The following is a 15,032-nucleotide window of genomic DNA, read 5'->3' as shown; positions in this document are numbered from 1 at the left end:
CAATTTTATATTTTTTATTTAGTTAAGAATTTATCTATGTTTTTGTTATTAATTAATCAATTTTTTTATTGGCTATGTTATTTTTTTTGTCACTTTTGTGTAAACTTTAATTACACTGTCATTTTTAATTACACTATTTTTATAAATCTATGCATTTTAGTTACTATTTTATATTTTTTTGTTATATGCTAAAATAACTTATCAATTTAATTTATTAATTTTTAGAAAGGGCTATATAAATGAAAGATACTAAACTCACTAGAAAAAGTTATACCTTTGATGACATAATAGGTGAAAGTGAACAAATAAAAAAGGTAATCTCAGAGTGTAAAGCTATATCAGACGGTCCTTCTACAGTTCTGCTTCTTGGAGAAAGTGGTTGTGGTAAAGAACTTTTGGCTCAAGCTATACACAACAATAGCTCTAGGAAAGATAAACCTTTTATAGCTGTAAATTGCGGTGCTATACCTGCAAGTTTAATAGAAAGTGAATTATTTGGCTATGAATCAGGCGCTTTCACAGGATCAAATAAAAATGGTGCTTTAGGTAAATTTGAATTAGCTAGCGGGGGTACTATATTTCTTGATGAAATAGGTGAGATGCCTTTAAAAATGCAAGTTACATTACTTAGAGTTTTACAAGAAGGTGTAATTACAAGAATAGGAGGAAAGCATGCTATACCTGTAGATGTTCGTGTAATTGTGGCTACTAATAAAGTTTTGAAACAAGAAGTTAAAAATAAAAGATTTAGAAGTGATTTATATTATAGGCTTAGCGTATTACCTATAAATGTTCCTCCACTAAAAGAGCGTATTGGAGATGTCCCAGTTCTATTAAATCATTTTTTAAATGTAAAAAGTAAAAAATTAAACAAGCCAATACCTCATATTTCAAGTAAGTTATTTAATAAAATGATTACTTATTGTTGGCCTGGAAATGTAAGGGAGCTAGAAAATTTCGTAGAAAATATTGTTGCCTTAAATGGAGAAACTACTTGTGAAATTGACTTAGAAGAATGTCATTGTCTTACTCATGATAACTTAGGTAATCCTATAAAACCAAAGTCACCTGACAAACTTTGTGCAATGTGCCAAACTGATGATGATATTGTAACTCCTCTAGTAGTTTTAGAGCAAATAGAGATAAAAAAAGCTTTACGAGTTTATAATGGTAATATATCTCAAGCTGCTAATAAGTTAGGAATTAGTAGAAATGCTCTTTATAATAAAATGAAACGATATGGAATTGTTAATGAGTAACTAAATAATTCAAATAATAATAAAGCCAAGTCTCTATTGACTTGGCTTTATTATATTTATATAGTTTGTTTTTTTCCAAAATATTTTATTAAATATGTTGCAACTGGTATAAACACAACTACTAGGCTTATTAATATTGTTGGATATGGCACTGGATTTCCAAAAATATTATAAGTTTCTGGACTTCTAAACATCTCAACTACCCTAACCGCTTCTGCAAAATTTATTTCTCTAAAAGCTCTAGCTATAGAATCCATAGGAATAAAACTTCCTAAGAATGTTGGTATATAGTACATTCCTAAGCTTAATAGAAGTGATATCATATTATTTTTAACTATCAATGACATTAACATAGTTACTAAAGAATATAACATAGCACCGATAAAACTAAGCCCTAATCCTGCAAAATAATAATCTATAATCCTCATATCAAAAGGAGTAGTTCTATAATATTTGAATAGCTCTAAAGGTTTATCCCATCCCATAAAATCAAATTTTGCTGCTCCAATAATATATATACTATGTACTATTATAAATATAATACTTGTATAAATTAATCCAGTTGCTATTTTAGACATAACTAATTTATTCTTTCCTCGCTTACAACTTAACATTATCTGAGCACTATTGCTTTGATACTCATCACTAAACATAGGTGCTAAGCCTACTGCTATTAATGTAGTTATTAATGTTGCAAATACATTAAAATCAGTACTTGTAAGCCATCCATGTGAGAACGAATATTTTGGTTCTTCTATATTTTTAACCTTATTATATACAAAATTAAGATTCTTGTATTCATATGTACCTTTTTTGCTTTCTTTTTCTAGCTTACTTATTTCATTTTTCATTTCATCTATTGAATAGTATTCGCCATTTACTATATATGTTGGATCTGAAACTACCATTAACTCATATAAATAATATCTATACACTAACTCTTCTTTAGTAAGTTTTTCCCCATCTTTTTCTTTTTTAGTTAAATTTTCTATAGTTGCTTCTGCATTAGCTAGATCCTCTGGTGTGATTATTTTACCTTCATACTTCTTCATAACACTATATACATCATCCATACTATCTAACCCTTTGAGTTTCATATTTATGCTTTCACCGAATACATTAAAAGCACAAAACAACATAGTTAACAGTAAAACTACTAGCACTGATTTTTTTGAAAATATTTTATATAACTCAAATTTTATTAAATCTAACATCTTAAGTCCCCCTATGCATTAGCACTTTCATTAAAATAATATAAAAATACATCTTCTAAATTTGGCTCTTCTTCTACATATCTCACATCTTTTACATCAGGCTTGTTATCTCCCACTACCCTAACAGAAATTTCATTGTTCGTTCTTATCATACTAGATATTTTAAATTCTTTTTGAATACTTCCTAAATCTCTTTCACTTATGCTTAATGTATGCACCTTGCCTCTAACAGTGTTCAAAATATCCTCTAGTGAACATTTTTCAACTAGCTTTCCATCTTTCATAACTATTATTTCATTGGCTATAAACTCTATATCTGAAACAATATGAGTTGATAATATTACTATCTTATCTTTAGATAAATCTGCAATTAGATTTTTAAATCTTATTCTTTCATTTGGGTCAAGTCCTGCTGTTGGCTCATCTAATATAAGTATCTCAGGATCATTTAAAAGGGCTTGAGCAATCCCTAATCTTTGTTTCATACCACCTGAAAACTTACCTATTTTTCTTTTTTTATCTTCTTCTAAGTTTACAAATTTTAACAGTTCATCAACTTTACTTTTCTCAATACTTTTGTCTATTCCCTTTAGTGCTGCAACATAATATAAAAACTTTTCAGCAGTAAAATTTTTATAAAATCCTATGTGTTGAGGTAAATAACCTATTAAGTCTCTATACTTAGCTCCAAGATTATCTTTACTTTCTCCATTTACGACTATCTCTCCACTACTAGGATTTGATACATCTGCAAGTATCCTCATCAAAGTTGTTTTACCTGAGCCATTAGGTCCAAGTAATCCATATATCCCAGAGTTTAAAGTTACGCTAAATTTATCTACTGCTAATTTATCTTTAAACTCTTTGCTTATATTGTTTATAATCAGTTCCATAAAATCCCCCTAAAAATCATGGCCTACATAGTCCATGCTATTTATACTTCTCTTATAAAATACTTTTGTTGCTATTGTTGCTCCTACTACTGATAATACTAATACTGTAAATATATTAATATTAGTTATATCTCCTACTTTTTCATATAAACTAATACACATTATCCCTAATATCCATACTGCTATACATAATCCAATACTATTTATACTTCTATATATTGAAGTAATTATTAAAGATATTGATGCTACTGTAAATATAGGTACTAGCCATATACTAATCATTTTTATTAAGTTAATTTCTGAATAAGAATTATTTAAGGTAATACTCATTAAGATACTTATTAAAATAGACACAGCATTTACTATTATTAATCTTGATAATACTATCTCTCTTAGAGAATGCTTGAAACTAAGTTCTAGCTCCCATACGTTCTCATCTCGCCCTTTAATAATTTCAAATATTCCAAGTAAGATTGGCATTGGTGCAATTATTGATGCACTAAAATATATACTTAAGTTTAATTTGATTGTACTTATAGTTCCTACTAATACTAATAACAAAGATACTATAAAATACATTTTGTTCATTAAACCAAATTGAAATTTAACTAGCTCTAGGTTATTTTTAATAATTTCTACAAATGTAATTTGCTTCTTTATTTGTATCTCTTCTACTTCCATCTTCGGCATATATGCTTTTAATGTATCAATTGTAGAATCTATTTTTTCTTCCTCAACTTTATTAACTGTATAACTATTTAGAAAATATTCTATATCATTTAAATCATCTTCTATTAACTCTTCAAAATATTTATCTTCTAGATTTTCACATCTTAGTTTGTGTATGTTTTGGTTCTTCTTCAAAAATCTCACCTCCAAGTAGTTTTTTAAGATTTTTTATTCCATTAAATAATCTTGATTTTATAGTGTTTTCATTGTCCCCTGTGATGTCACTTATCTCTTTTATTTTTAGATCATTATAATATTTTAAGAGTATTGCTTCTCTTTGAAGGTTTGGCAGCTTCCCTACTGCTTCTTTTATTTTTATTGCCTCTTCTTTTTTTGAAATTATTTCTATGACATTTGATTTGTCTTCTATTTGATGTTCTTCTATGTCACTATTCTCTATTCTTTGCTTAAAGGTTTTACTTTTGAAATAATCTTTAGTAGTGTTTACTGCTATTGTTAATAACCAACTTTTAAATTTCCCATCTTCTAAGTTGAATGTATTTAATTTTTTCATCATTTTTATAAATACTTCTTGGGTTATATCGTAGGCTATATTATAGTCGCTTGTTGTTCTGTATATGTAGCTATGTACCAGGTCGTAGTGCCTTTTGACTAGGATTTCCATTGCACTTTCGTTTCCTTTTAAGATTTCTTTTATTAAGTTTTCATCAGCTTGTGCCAATTGCTCATCCCCCTTTCACTTATATAACGAGTTGATTTTATAAAAGGTTTTATATTTTTTATGATTAATTTTTATTATTTTTATATTTACTTCATTCAATATATAATTTTACTAGAAAATTCCACTTGCTCATATCACTAAATTTTCATATCTCATACCTTCATTCACAAAGTTTGATTAACTATATTTAAGAATTATTTCACATACCATTACTACTTTTAACCTATAATATATATCAAATGTAGTTACAATTATGTATATTTATGGTTATTCTGTTGAAAAATATGGTTATGTTAAGTAAACTTATAATTGGAGGGGATAAAATATGTTAAGTAAAGCACTATTAGAAAAAATTAATGATCAAATAAACTTTGAGTTTTACTCTGCTTACACTTATCTAGCAATGTCTTCATATGCTGAGTCTGTTGACTTAAGTGGATTTGCAAACTTTTTTAAGGTACAAGCAGAGGAAGAAATGTTCCACGCTATGAAACTATATAATTATGTGTTTCAAAAAAATGGTGTTGTTGAATTAGACACAATACCTAAGCCAAATAGTCAATATGAAGATATTATTGATGCGTTTGAAAAAGGATATGAGCATGAACAGCTTGTTACTCGTAGAATTTATGAACTTGCTGATTTAGCTTCTGATGAAAAGGAACACTCTACTATGAGTTTATTAAGATGGTTTATTGATGAACAAGTTGAGGAAGAAAATAATTTTAACTCTTTATTAAAGAAAGTTAAAAGATGCAAGGATAATCCAGCAGCTTTATATATGATGGATGATGACCTAGCTACTAGAGTGTTTACTCCACCTGCAAATTAAATAGTACTTAGAATAATCTTTAATTCAAAAAACTATCTCTTATATTTCATATATAAGAGATAGTTTTTATTTATTTTAATATTTGCTTTAATATTTATTTTAATGCCAATTTATAAATACTAAATATATCTTCCCAATCTAGTTTTTTAAGTCCACCAATTTTAGATTCTTCTCCATTATTATAATTAGTAGCTTTTTTAGCCATTATTTCTAAGTTACTATCGTCTATGTTTAATTCTTCTAAAGTAACAGGTAATCCCATCTTTACGAAGAATTCTTTCAGTCTTTCTATACCTTCTAAGGCAATACTATCTTCATCTCTAAAGCTTCCCTCTACACCCATAACATTTACTGCAAACTGTACGAACATAGATAAGTTTGTTTTATAAACATACTTCATCCAAGCTATAGTAACAACAGAAAGTCCTGCACCATGATAAACATCGTATATAGCGCTTAATTCATGCTCTATTTGGTGAGATGCCCAATCTTGCTCTCTTCCAAGTCCTAATAATCCATTGTGAGCTAAGTTACCTGCAAATGCAATTTCTGCCCATGCATCATAATTTTTATTGTCTTTCTTTAAGATTAAACCATTTTTCATAATAGTTTTTAAAGTAGTCTCACATAATCCATCTGTTAAATCTGTATGTATTGTATTTGTAAAGTATCTTTCCATTATATGACTCATCATATCACAAACACCATTTGAAATTTGATTTTCTGGTAAAGTATAGTATATTTCTGGATTTATGATACTAAATTCAGGTCTTAGGAATTCTGCTCCACAAGATAATTTAAGCTGTTTTTCTTCATTTGTAATTACAGTTCCTGTACTTGACTCGCTTCCTGCTGCAGGTATAGTAAGTATTGTAGCTAAAGGTATGGCAGATTTTATTTTTGTTCCTTTTTCATAAAAGTCCCAAACGTCTCCCTCATAGTCCACTCCTATAGCTATAGCTTTTGCAGAATCTATTACACTACCTCCACCTACTGCTAGTATAAAGTCTACATTTTCTTTTCTACATAATTCTATTCCTTCACGAACAAGAGATACTCTAGGGTTTGGTTTTACCCCTGAAAGTTCTACATATTCTACATTGTTTTCTTCTAGAGATTTTATTACATCTTGGTACACTCCATTACTTTTTATGCTTTTTCCACCATAGTGAAGTAATACTTTTTTACCTAATGTTTTGATGTGCTTTCCAACTTCTTTGTGTGTATCTTTTCCAAAAATAATTCTTGTTTTATTCCAATAATTAAAATTAAGCATTAATTTTTTCTCCTTTGATTAAAGTTATTATTTATAATATAATTTTTTATACCCAAATTTACAATACTATCAAATGTGAAAGTGTACCTCATTTTTCAACTTATTGAGTTTGTCGTACTAAAAAATCATCCAATTTAAATAAAAGGATGATTTTTTAGTACTATTAATTTATTGTTTTACTTTATATTAAAAATGGAATTTAATATCATATTATTATTTATTGTAATCAGCTAAAAACTTTTCTATCCCTATATCAGTAAGAGGGTGTTTAGTCATTTGTTTTAATACACCAAATGGTATTGTAGCTATATCAGCTCCTGCTAATGCACATTCTGATGCATGTATTGGATTTCTTATACTTGCTGATATTATTTCTGTTTCCATATTATGAATTTTAAATATGCTAGCTATTTCAGTTATCAACTCGCTACCTCTAGCTCCTATATCATCAACTCTTCCTACAAAAGGACTTACATATGTAGCACCAGCTTTTGCTGCTAATAATGCTTGCTGAGATGAGAATATTAAAGTTACGTTAGTCTTTATATTTCTTTCAGTTAATACCTTAACTGCCTTTAATCCTTCTATGCACATAGGTATTTTTATAACTATATTTTTGTGTAATTTTACTAATTCCATAGCTTCTTCAACCATCTTGTCAGCTTCTAAGCTTATTACCTCTGCACTTATTGGTCCATCTACTATAGAACAGATTTCATTTATTACTTCCTGTAAATCTCTTCCTTCTTTAGCTATAAGAGATGGATTTGTTGTAACTCCATCTAATATTCCCCAGCTATTAGCCTCTATTATTTCACTTACGTTTGCTGTATCTATAAATATTTTCATATGAATTCTCCTCTTATAATCCTTATTTCTTTAGGTTTTCTTTTATCATTTTAACTATATTTTCTTTTGTTAATCCATGCTTTTCTAATAACTGTGCTGGAGTTCCTGATTCTCCAAATACATCATTTATTCCTAACTTAACTACTTTAGTAGGTGCTGTTTCAGAAGTAACTCCTGCTACTATTTGTCCTAATCCACCAACTACTGAATGTTCTTCACAAGTTAATATAAAGTCTGTTTCTTTAGCTGCTTTTTCTATTATTTCTCTATCTATTGGTTTTATCGTAGGCATATGTATAAGCCTTACATCTATCCCTTCATTTTTAAGTTCTTCGCAAGCTTCTTTTGCCATAGCTGTCATAAGTCCTGTAGAAATTATTGTACATTCCTTACCTTCTTTTAGGCATACACCTTTTCCGTATTCAAACTTGTAGTTATCATCAAATATATCTTCACTATTTAATCTTCCTAATCTTATGTACACAGGACCTACATGGTTAGCTGCATATTTTATTATTTCATTAGTTTCTTTAGCATCAGCCGGAACTAATATACTCATATTAGGTAAAGAGTTCATTATTGCTATATCTTCTATAGATTGATGAGATCCACCATCTTCTCCTACTGTTATTCCTGCATGAGTTGCTGCTATTTTTACGTTAGCTTTTGGATAACATATAGAGTTTCTTATTATTTCAAAAGCTCTACCTGTTGCAAATACTGCAAAGGTACTAGCAAAAGGTATTTTACCGTATCCAGCTAATCCAGCACTTATTCCTAAAAGGTTTTGCTCTGCTATACCAACATTTATAAATCTCTCAGGATATGCTTTTGCAAAGTCTGCTGTTTTAGTAGATTTTGAAAGGTCTGCATCTAATACTACTATGTTGCTATTTTGTTCTCCTAGTTCAACTAAAGCCTTTCCGTATGCTTCACGTGTTGCTAATCCCATATTATAAGCACCCCTTTCTCATTTTTTCTAATTCATTTATAGCTAAATCTCTTTGTTCAATATTTGGTGCAGTTCCGTGCCATCCAGCATTATTTTCCATAAAAGATACTCCTTTACCTTTTACAGTTTTAGCTATTACAACTGTTGGCTTATCTTCTATCTTCTTAGCGCTATCTAATGCTTTTTCTATTTCACCAAAATCATGTCCATCTATTATTATTACGTTCCATCCAAAGCTTTCAAACTTCTTGTCTAAAGGCTTAATGTTCATAACGTCTTCATTTTTTCCATCTATTTGTAAAGTGTTGTAGTCTAAAAAGGCTACTAAATTATTTAAATTGTAATGAGCAGCACTCATTGTAGCTTCCCATACTAATCCTTCTTGTAATTCACCATCTCCAAGTACTGTATATACTCTAGAAGATGAGTTATCAAGCTTTGCTCCTAAAGCAAGCCCTACTGCATTTGATATACCTTGTCCTAGAGAACCTGTTGATATATCTATAGCTTTTATTTTCTTGCTATCAGGATGTCCTTGTAGATTAGAACCTAGTTTTCTTAAAGTCATAAGTTCTTCTTTTAGAATAAATCCTTTTTCACTTAAAGTAGCGTATAAAACTGGAGCTGCATGTCCTTTAGATAATACAAAGTAATCTCTTTCTTTGCTATCTAAGTTATTTTCATTTATATTCATTTCTTTAAAATATAAATATGTAAGTATTTCAACTGCTGATAATGACCCACCTGGATGACCTGACTTTGACTCTGTTATCATCTCAACTATATTTTTTCTAATATTTATAGCATGATTTTCTAATTTTTTATACATGGTATTCCTCCGGTTAAATTTCAAAATTTATCAATTTAAAAAGTATTGCCAAAACTGACAATACTTTTTAAGTTATATAGCTACTATTAAACCTACTATTAAAGCACTTAGTAAACTTACACAGAATCCACCTAACATTCCTCTTAATGCTAGTCTAGATAACACGCCTCTCTTTTCTGGACAGAATACTGATATACCAGATATACAGATACCCATACTTGATATATTTGCAAATCCTGTAAGAGATATAGCCATCATTAATCCTGATCTATAATCTAATGTACTTAATATTTGACCTAATTGACCAAAGGCAACGAATTCGTTTAATACTAACTTACTTCCAAGTAATTGACTTGCAGTTAATATATTTTCTTTTGGTACACCCATTAATAATCCTATAGGTGCAAAGATATATGATAATATTTGTTCTAATGATACTCCAAATACTCCTAATAAACCATTAACTAAAGCAACTAAAGATATTATTGCTATAAGTGATGCACCTATACCAAGAGCCATGTTAAGACCATCATTAGCACCTTGAGCTATAGCAGATATTAGATTCGTATTATCACCTTTATTGTCTATACTTACATCATCAGATGCTACATGTGTTATAGCAAGTTCAGCTTCTGATACTGAAACACTTCCATCTCCATGTACAACTGTTTCTTCTATATGTGCTACTTCTGTTACTTTTTCTGGAAGTATAAGTTTAGATACTATAATACTTCCTAATGGAACTAATGCTCCACCTATTAAAAGATATTCCATAGGTATACCCATTCCTGCGTAACCCATAAGTACAGTAGCTGACATACTCCCCATACCAGATATTAAAACTAGCATTATTTCACTTTCACTCATGCTTCCTAAATACTTACTTACAAGTATTGGAGATTCTGTTTGACCTAAGAACATATTTGCAACAGCAACAAAACTTTCTACCTTACTAGTTCCAAGTATGTTTCCTATTACTCCACCTATTCCTTTAACTACAAATCCTATAATACCTAAATAGTATAATGCAGCAACTAATGCTGATATGAATATAATATTACCTAAAACTTGTATCCCAAATATAAACCCTGTTGGCATTGCTGCATCAGATAATCCACCAAATATAAAGCTTAATCCTTCTCGTCCATAACTCAATATGTTAGTTACTACATCTGATACTTTTTCTAGTGCTATTCTTCCTAATGGGAATTTTACTAGTAAAAATGCAAGTACAAATTGAAGTACAAGTGCTTTTACAATCATCTTTTTATTAACTTCTTTTTTGTTAGCCGAGCAGAAATATAATACAGTTAATAAAAGAACTATTCCTAAGGCGTTTAATAATTTTAACATGGTCTCTCCCTCTATTTATGACAAATATGCCTGATTATTTTTTCAATCAAAATTATATTTCACTAACTATTTTCTTAACTAAGCTTAAGAATTGTGACTTAACTTTTTGTGTTGTTTCTATAACTTCTTCATGATTTAAAGGTTGATCTAATATACCAGCTGCCATGTTAGTTATACATGATATACCTACAACTTTAAGGTTACTATGAGAAGCAACTATTACTTCTGGTACTGTAGACATTCCTACCGCATCAGCTCCTAAAACTCTAGCCATTCTTACTTCTGCTGGTGTTTCATATGTAGGACCTGTGAAGAATGCATATACACCTTCTTTTATATTTATCTCTAATTCTTTAGCGCATTTTCTAGCAACTTCTATATACTCTGGAGTATAAGCTGTAGACATATCTGGGAATCTAACTCCTAGTTTATTGTCATTTGGTCCTATTAGTGGATTGTATCCACCAAGGTTTATATGATCTGTTATTATCATTAAATCTCCAGGTTTGAATTCTTTATTAGCTCCACCTGCTGCATTAGTTACAAATACAGTTTCTACACCTAATGCTTTCATTACTCTCACTGGGAAAGTAGTATCTTGCATTGCGTATCCTTCATAGTAGTGGAATCTGCCTTGCATAGCTACAACATTTTTTCCTTGCAATTGTCCTATAACTAATTGACCCTTGTGACCTTCTACAGTTGATACTGGGAAGTTAGGTATTTCGTCATAGCTTATTACTACTGGATTTTCTATTTCATCAGCTAATACACCTAAACCAGAACCTAGTATTAATCCTATTTGTGGTGCTATATTAGTTTTTGATTTTATATATACTGTACTTTCAACTATTTTGTCATATAAATTTTTCATGATATTCACTCCTATAATTTATTATTTAATAAGATCTATAAATGATTTTCCGATTTCGAAATTGTAAGTTTCATTTTCTTTGCTAAAGTTATCTAATATAGTAACTCCTATATCTGCCATTGTCTTAAGCTTAGGCATTTCTTTAGGTTCTTTTAAAGATTTGCTATAAACTATTACTGGTACATATTCTCTAGTGTGATCTGTTCCTTTGAATGTTGGATCATTACCGTGATCTGCTGTTATTATTAAAAGGTCATCTTCTTTAAGTTCTTTGATAAGGTTTCCTAATTGATAATCAAATTCCTCTAATGCGCCTTTATAGCCCTCTGCATCTCTTCTATGTCCATATAAAGCATCAAAATCTACTAGATTTAAGAATACTAATCCTTTATATAAGTCCTCTTTTGCAATAGATATAATTTCATTCATTCCAGCTTCATTACTTTTGCTTTTTATACTTTTAGTTATTCCTTGGTAAGAGTAAATATCTCCTATTTTACCTATACCTACAACATCTAAGTTTTTCTCACAAAGAGCGTCTAACACTGTTTTTGTTGGTGGCTTTAAAGCATAGTCTTTTCTATTTGAAGTACGCTTAAAGTTTTCTTTGTTAGTTCCTACAAATGGTCTCGCTATTATTCTACCAACTTTGTACTCTTCTTGTAATGTAACTTCTCTTGCTATTTCACATACTCTATATAACTCTTCTAGAGGTATAATCTCTTCATTTGCTGCTATTTGTAAAACACTATCTGCTGATGTGTATAATATTAAGCTTTTAGTTTCTATATGTTCTTCACCAAGATTTTGAATTATTTCAGTTCCTGATGCTGATATATTTCCTATAAACTTATGACCGCTTTTTTCTTCAAGCTCATTTATAAGCTCTTTTGGGAATCCTGTATCAGTAAATACTTTGAAAGGTTCATTTATACATATTCCAGCCATTTCCCAATGACCAGTTATTGTATCTTTTCCTTTTGATAATTCTCCACACTTTGTACTATATGCTATTTGATTTTTTACTGGCTCTACACCTTTGATACTTGCTATGTTTCCTAGACCCATAGTTTGAAGGTTAGGAAGGTTAACCCCTCCTACCTTATTTGCTAGGTTGCAAAGAGTATTAGCACCTACATCGCCATACTCTTTTGCATCTTCTAGCTCACCTATTCCAACAGAGTCTAATACTATTAAAAATCCTCTATTAAATTTTTTCATATTAATACCCTGTTACTTCTTCATTGTTTATCATTTTTATTATTGAACTAGTACCAAGTCTTACTGATCCTTTGTTTATAAAGTCTTTAGCTGTATCAAGATCTTTTATTCCACCTGCTGCTTTTATTAAAACATCTTTTCCTATATTTTCTTTAAATAACACTATGTCTTCAGCTGTTGCTCCACCAGTACTAAATCCTGTTGAAGTCTTTATAAAATCAGCCTTAGCATCTGTTACACATTTACACATTTTTATCTTTTCTTCATTACTTAAAAGACAAGTTTCTATTATAACTTTTAATATGTTTTTGCCACAAGCTTCTTTTATAGCTTTTATTTCTTCAGTTATTTCATCAAACTTACCTTCTTTTAACATACCTAAGTTTATTACCATATCAATTTCATCTGCACCATTTGCTATCGCATCTTTGGTTTCAAATACCTTTACGGCAGTTGTGTTATAACCATTTGGGAATCCTATTACAGTACAAACTTGCATATTATCACCAACAAATTCCTTTGCTTTCTTTACAAATGATGGTGGTATACAAACTGAAGCTACCTCATATTTCATTGCATCTTCACATATTACCTTTATATCTTCCCAAGTAGATGTTTGTTTTAATAAAGTATGATCTACTGTTTTTAATATTGTTTTGTTATCCATAGTTCTTTCTCCTTATTACAACCATTAGTAAATGATTTCGATTTTTTGTTATGTTTAAACTTTAAGCATCATATTTTAATAAATTATCTTATTATCTTGTGTATTATTTTAGTCTTTTCTGGCTTTTCATTTTGTATATTGTATGCAGATAATAATTCTTCTTCAGCCTTTTCAAACTTAGCTTCATCACTTGAATATAATGTAGCTAATACATCTCCAACTTTTACGTAATCGCCCATTTTCTTTTCAAGTCTTATTCCTGCTCCGTAATCTAATTCATCATCTTTTGTATGTCTTCCTGCTCCTGTAAGTAATGAAGCTACTCCAACTTTTTCTGCATTTAAGTCGTATACATATCCTTCTTTAGTAGCTTTAACTTCATGAGTTAATGGTGCTATTACAAATAATTCTGGGTTATCTATAACCTTAGGATCTCCACCTTGAAGAACTGCTAGCTCTCTTAATTTTTTTAGTGCACTTCCGTCTTTTAAGATAGTTTCTAACTTAGCTCTACCTTTCTCAACATCAGCTTCTATATTACCAAGCATAAGCATTTGAGCTCCTAATTGTAAGCATAATTCTCTTAAATCATCTGGTCCTTCACCTTTTAAGATTTCTATTACTTCTTGTAATTCAAGAGCATTTCCTATTGCGTATCCTAGTGGTTCTCCGTTTAGAGTAATTGCTGCAGATGTGTTTCTACCTACACTCTTACCTATTTCAACCATAGCTGTAGCTAATTTTTCTGCATCTTCTGCAGTCTTCATGAATGCACCTTCACCGTATTTAACATCTAGTACTATTGCATCTGAACCTGAAGCTATTTTTTTACTCATTATACTTGCTGCTATTAAAGGTATACTGTCTACTGTTGCAGTAACATCTCTTAATGCATATATTTTTTTATCTGCTGGAACTAAGTTTTGAGTTTGACCTGCTATAACTAGTCCATGATTTTTAACCATATCTATAAATTTATCTTCTTCTACTGATATATTGAATCCTGGTATAGATTCTAATTTATCTAATGTTCCACCAGTATGTCCAAGTCCTCTACCAGATAGTTTTGCAACCTTTCCTCCAGCTGCAGCAACCATTGGTACTAATATAAGAGAAGTCTTATCTCCTACTCCCCCTGTACTATGCTTGTCTAATTTTACTCCATCTATCATGCTAAGATCTACAACGTCACCTGAGTTAACCATTGCCATAGTAAGGTTTGCTGTTTCTTCTTTAGTAAGTCCATTTAGGTATATCGCCATTAATAATGCAGATGCCTGATAGTCAGGAACTTCTCCGCTAGTATACTTCTCTATAAAGAAATCAATTTCACCTTTAGATAACTCTTTTTTATCTCTTTTTTTAGATATTATGTCGTATAGTCTCATAACATTCTCCCTTT

15 protein-coding genes are annotated in these 15,032 nt (G+C 29.9%); 2 read left to right on the top strand and 13 right to left on the bottom strand.

From position 1 onward, the window contains the following. Positions 1–239 precede the first annotated feature (239 nt). Positions 240–1,259, top strand: coding sequence for a sigma-54 interaction domain-containing protein (locus ACI48P_RS15425; protein ID WP_475217290.1), 1,020 nt, complete (start codon positions 240–242; stop codon positions 1,257–1,259). 56 nt (positions 1,260–1,315) lie between these two features. Here ACI48P_RS15425 and ACI48P_RS15420 read toward each other — a convergent pair whose 3' ends face one another. Genes ACI48P_RS15420 through ACI48P_RS15405 form a run of 4 tightly spaced genes read right to left on the bottom strand, consistent with a single transcriptional unit; the run spans position 1,316 to position 4,777 of the window. Beyond that, positions 1,316–2,473, bottom strand: coding sequence for a hypothetical protein (locus tag ACI48P_RS15420; RefSeq protein WP_475217288.1), 1,158 nt, complete (start codon positions 2,471–2,473; stop codon positions 1,316–1,318). Positions 2,474–2,484: 11 nt separating this feature from the next. After that, positions 2,485–3,366, bottom strand: a complete 882-nt coding sequence (locus tag ACI48P_RS15415; protein ID WP_475217284.1) for an ABC transporter ATP-binding protein — start codon at positions 3,364–3,366, stop codon at positions 2,485–2,487. A 9-nt stretch (positions 3,367–3,375) separates the two neighbouring features. After that, a complete protein-coding gene (locus tag ACI48P_RS15410) occupies positions 3,376–4,239 on the bottom strand; it encodes a hypothetical protein (protein ID WP_475217282.1) in 864 nt (287 codons plus the stop codon). Further along, the gene (locus ACI48P_RS15405) at positions 4,193–4,777 is read right to left on the bottom strand and encodes an RNA polymerase sigma factor (protein WP_475217280.1); all 585 of its coding nucleotides are present in this window, start codon (positions 4,775–4,777) and stop codon (positions 4,193–4,195) included. The genes ACI48P_RS15410 and ACI48P_RS15405 overlap by 47 nt, the downstream gene beginning before the upstream one ends. A gap of 325 nt (positions 4,778–5,102) precedes the next feature. On the opposite strand from ACI48P_RS15405, the gene ACI48P_RS15400 reads away from it, so the two are divergent. Continuing rightward, positions 5,103–5,609 carry a ferritin gene (locus ACI48P_RS15400; protein ID WP_475217275.1) on the top strand — a complete coding sequence of 169 codons (507 nt, stop codon included), beginning with the start codon at positions 5,103–5,105 and terminating at the stop codon, positions 5,607–5,609. A 94-nt stretch (positions 5,610–5,703) separates the two neighbouring features. Here the strand turns inward: ACI48P_RS15400 and ACI48P_RS15395 are convergent, their stop codons facing one another. The 9 genes from ACI48P_RS15395 to ACI48P_RS15355 form a co-directional block, all read right to left on the bottom strand. Next, positions 5,704–6,885 carry an iron-containing alcohol dehydrogenase gene (locus ACI48P_RS15395; protein ID WP_475217272.1) on the bottom strand — a complete coding sequence of 394 codons (1,182 nt, stop codon included), beginning with the start codon at positions 6,883–6,885 and terminating at the stop codon, positions 5,704–5,706. 213 nt (positions 6,886–7,098) lie between these two features. After that, positions 7,099–7,734 carry a fructose-6-phosphate aldolase gene (fsa, locus tag ACI48P_RS15390; RefSeq protein ID WP_475217268.1) on the bottom strand — a complete coding sequence of 212 codons (636 nt, stop codon included), beginning with the start codon at positions 7,732–7,734 and terminating at the stop codon, positions 7,099–7,101. A gap of 22 nt (positions 7,735–7,756) precedes the next feature. Next, positions 7,757–8,686, bottom strand: a complete 930-nt coding sequence (locus ACI48P_RS15385; RefSeq protein ID WP_475217266.1) for a transketolase family protein — start codon at positions 8,684–8,686, stop codon at positions 7,757–7,759. Position 8,687: 1 nt separating this feature from the next. Further along, positions 8,688–9,515, bottom strand: coding sequence for a transketolase (locus ACI48P_RS15380; protein WP_475217264.1), 828 nt, complete (start codon positions 9,513–9,515; stop codon positions 8,688–8,690). A 72-nt stretch (positions 9,516–9,587) separates the two neighbouring features. Continuing rightward, positions 9,588–10,868 (bottom strand): NupC/NupG family nucleoside CNT transporter, encoded by a 1,281-nt coding sequence (locus tag ACI48P_RS15375; RefSeq protein WP_475217259.1) that lies wholly within the window; start codon positions 10,866–10,868, stop codon positions 9,588–9,590. A gap of 52 nt (positions 10,869–10,920) precedes the next feature. After that, a complete protein-coding gene (locus tag ACI48P_RS15370) occupies positions 10,921–11,742 on the bottom strand; it encodes a purine-nucleoside phosphorylase (protein WP_475217257.1) in 822 nt (273 codons plus the stop codon). 21 nt (positions 11,743–11,763) lie between these two features. Then, positions 11,764–12,963, bottom strand: a complete 1,200-nt coding sequence (locus ACI48P_RS15365) for a phosphopentomutase (RefSeq protein WP_475217251.1) — start codon at positions 12,961–12,963, stop codon at positions 11,764–11,766. Between the two features lies 1 nt (position 12,964). Then, positions 12,965–13,630, bottom strand: coding sequence for a deoxyribose-phosphate aldolase (gene deoC, locus ACI48P_RS15360; protein WP_475217248.1), 666 nt, complete (start codon positions 13,628–13,630; stop codon positions 12,965–12,967). A gap of 83 nt (positions 13,631–13,713) precedes the next feature. Then, positions 13,714–15,018: a pyrimidine-nucleoside phosphorylase gene (locus ACI48P_RS15355; protein ID WP_475217243.1), complete on the bottom strand. Its 1,305-nt coding sequence runs from the start codon at positions 15,016–15,018 to the stop codon at positions 13,714–13,716. Positions 15,019–15,032: the final 14 nt, after the last annotated feature.

The sequence above is a fragment of the Romboutsia sp. LXY-2 genome, from assembly GCF_056171995.1.
Note: the sequence above shows the minus strand (reverse complement) of the source record. Positions and strands in the feature narration are given on the sequence as shown.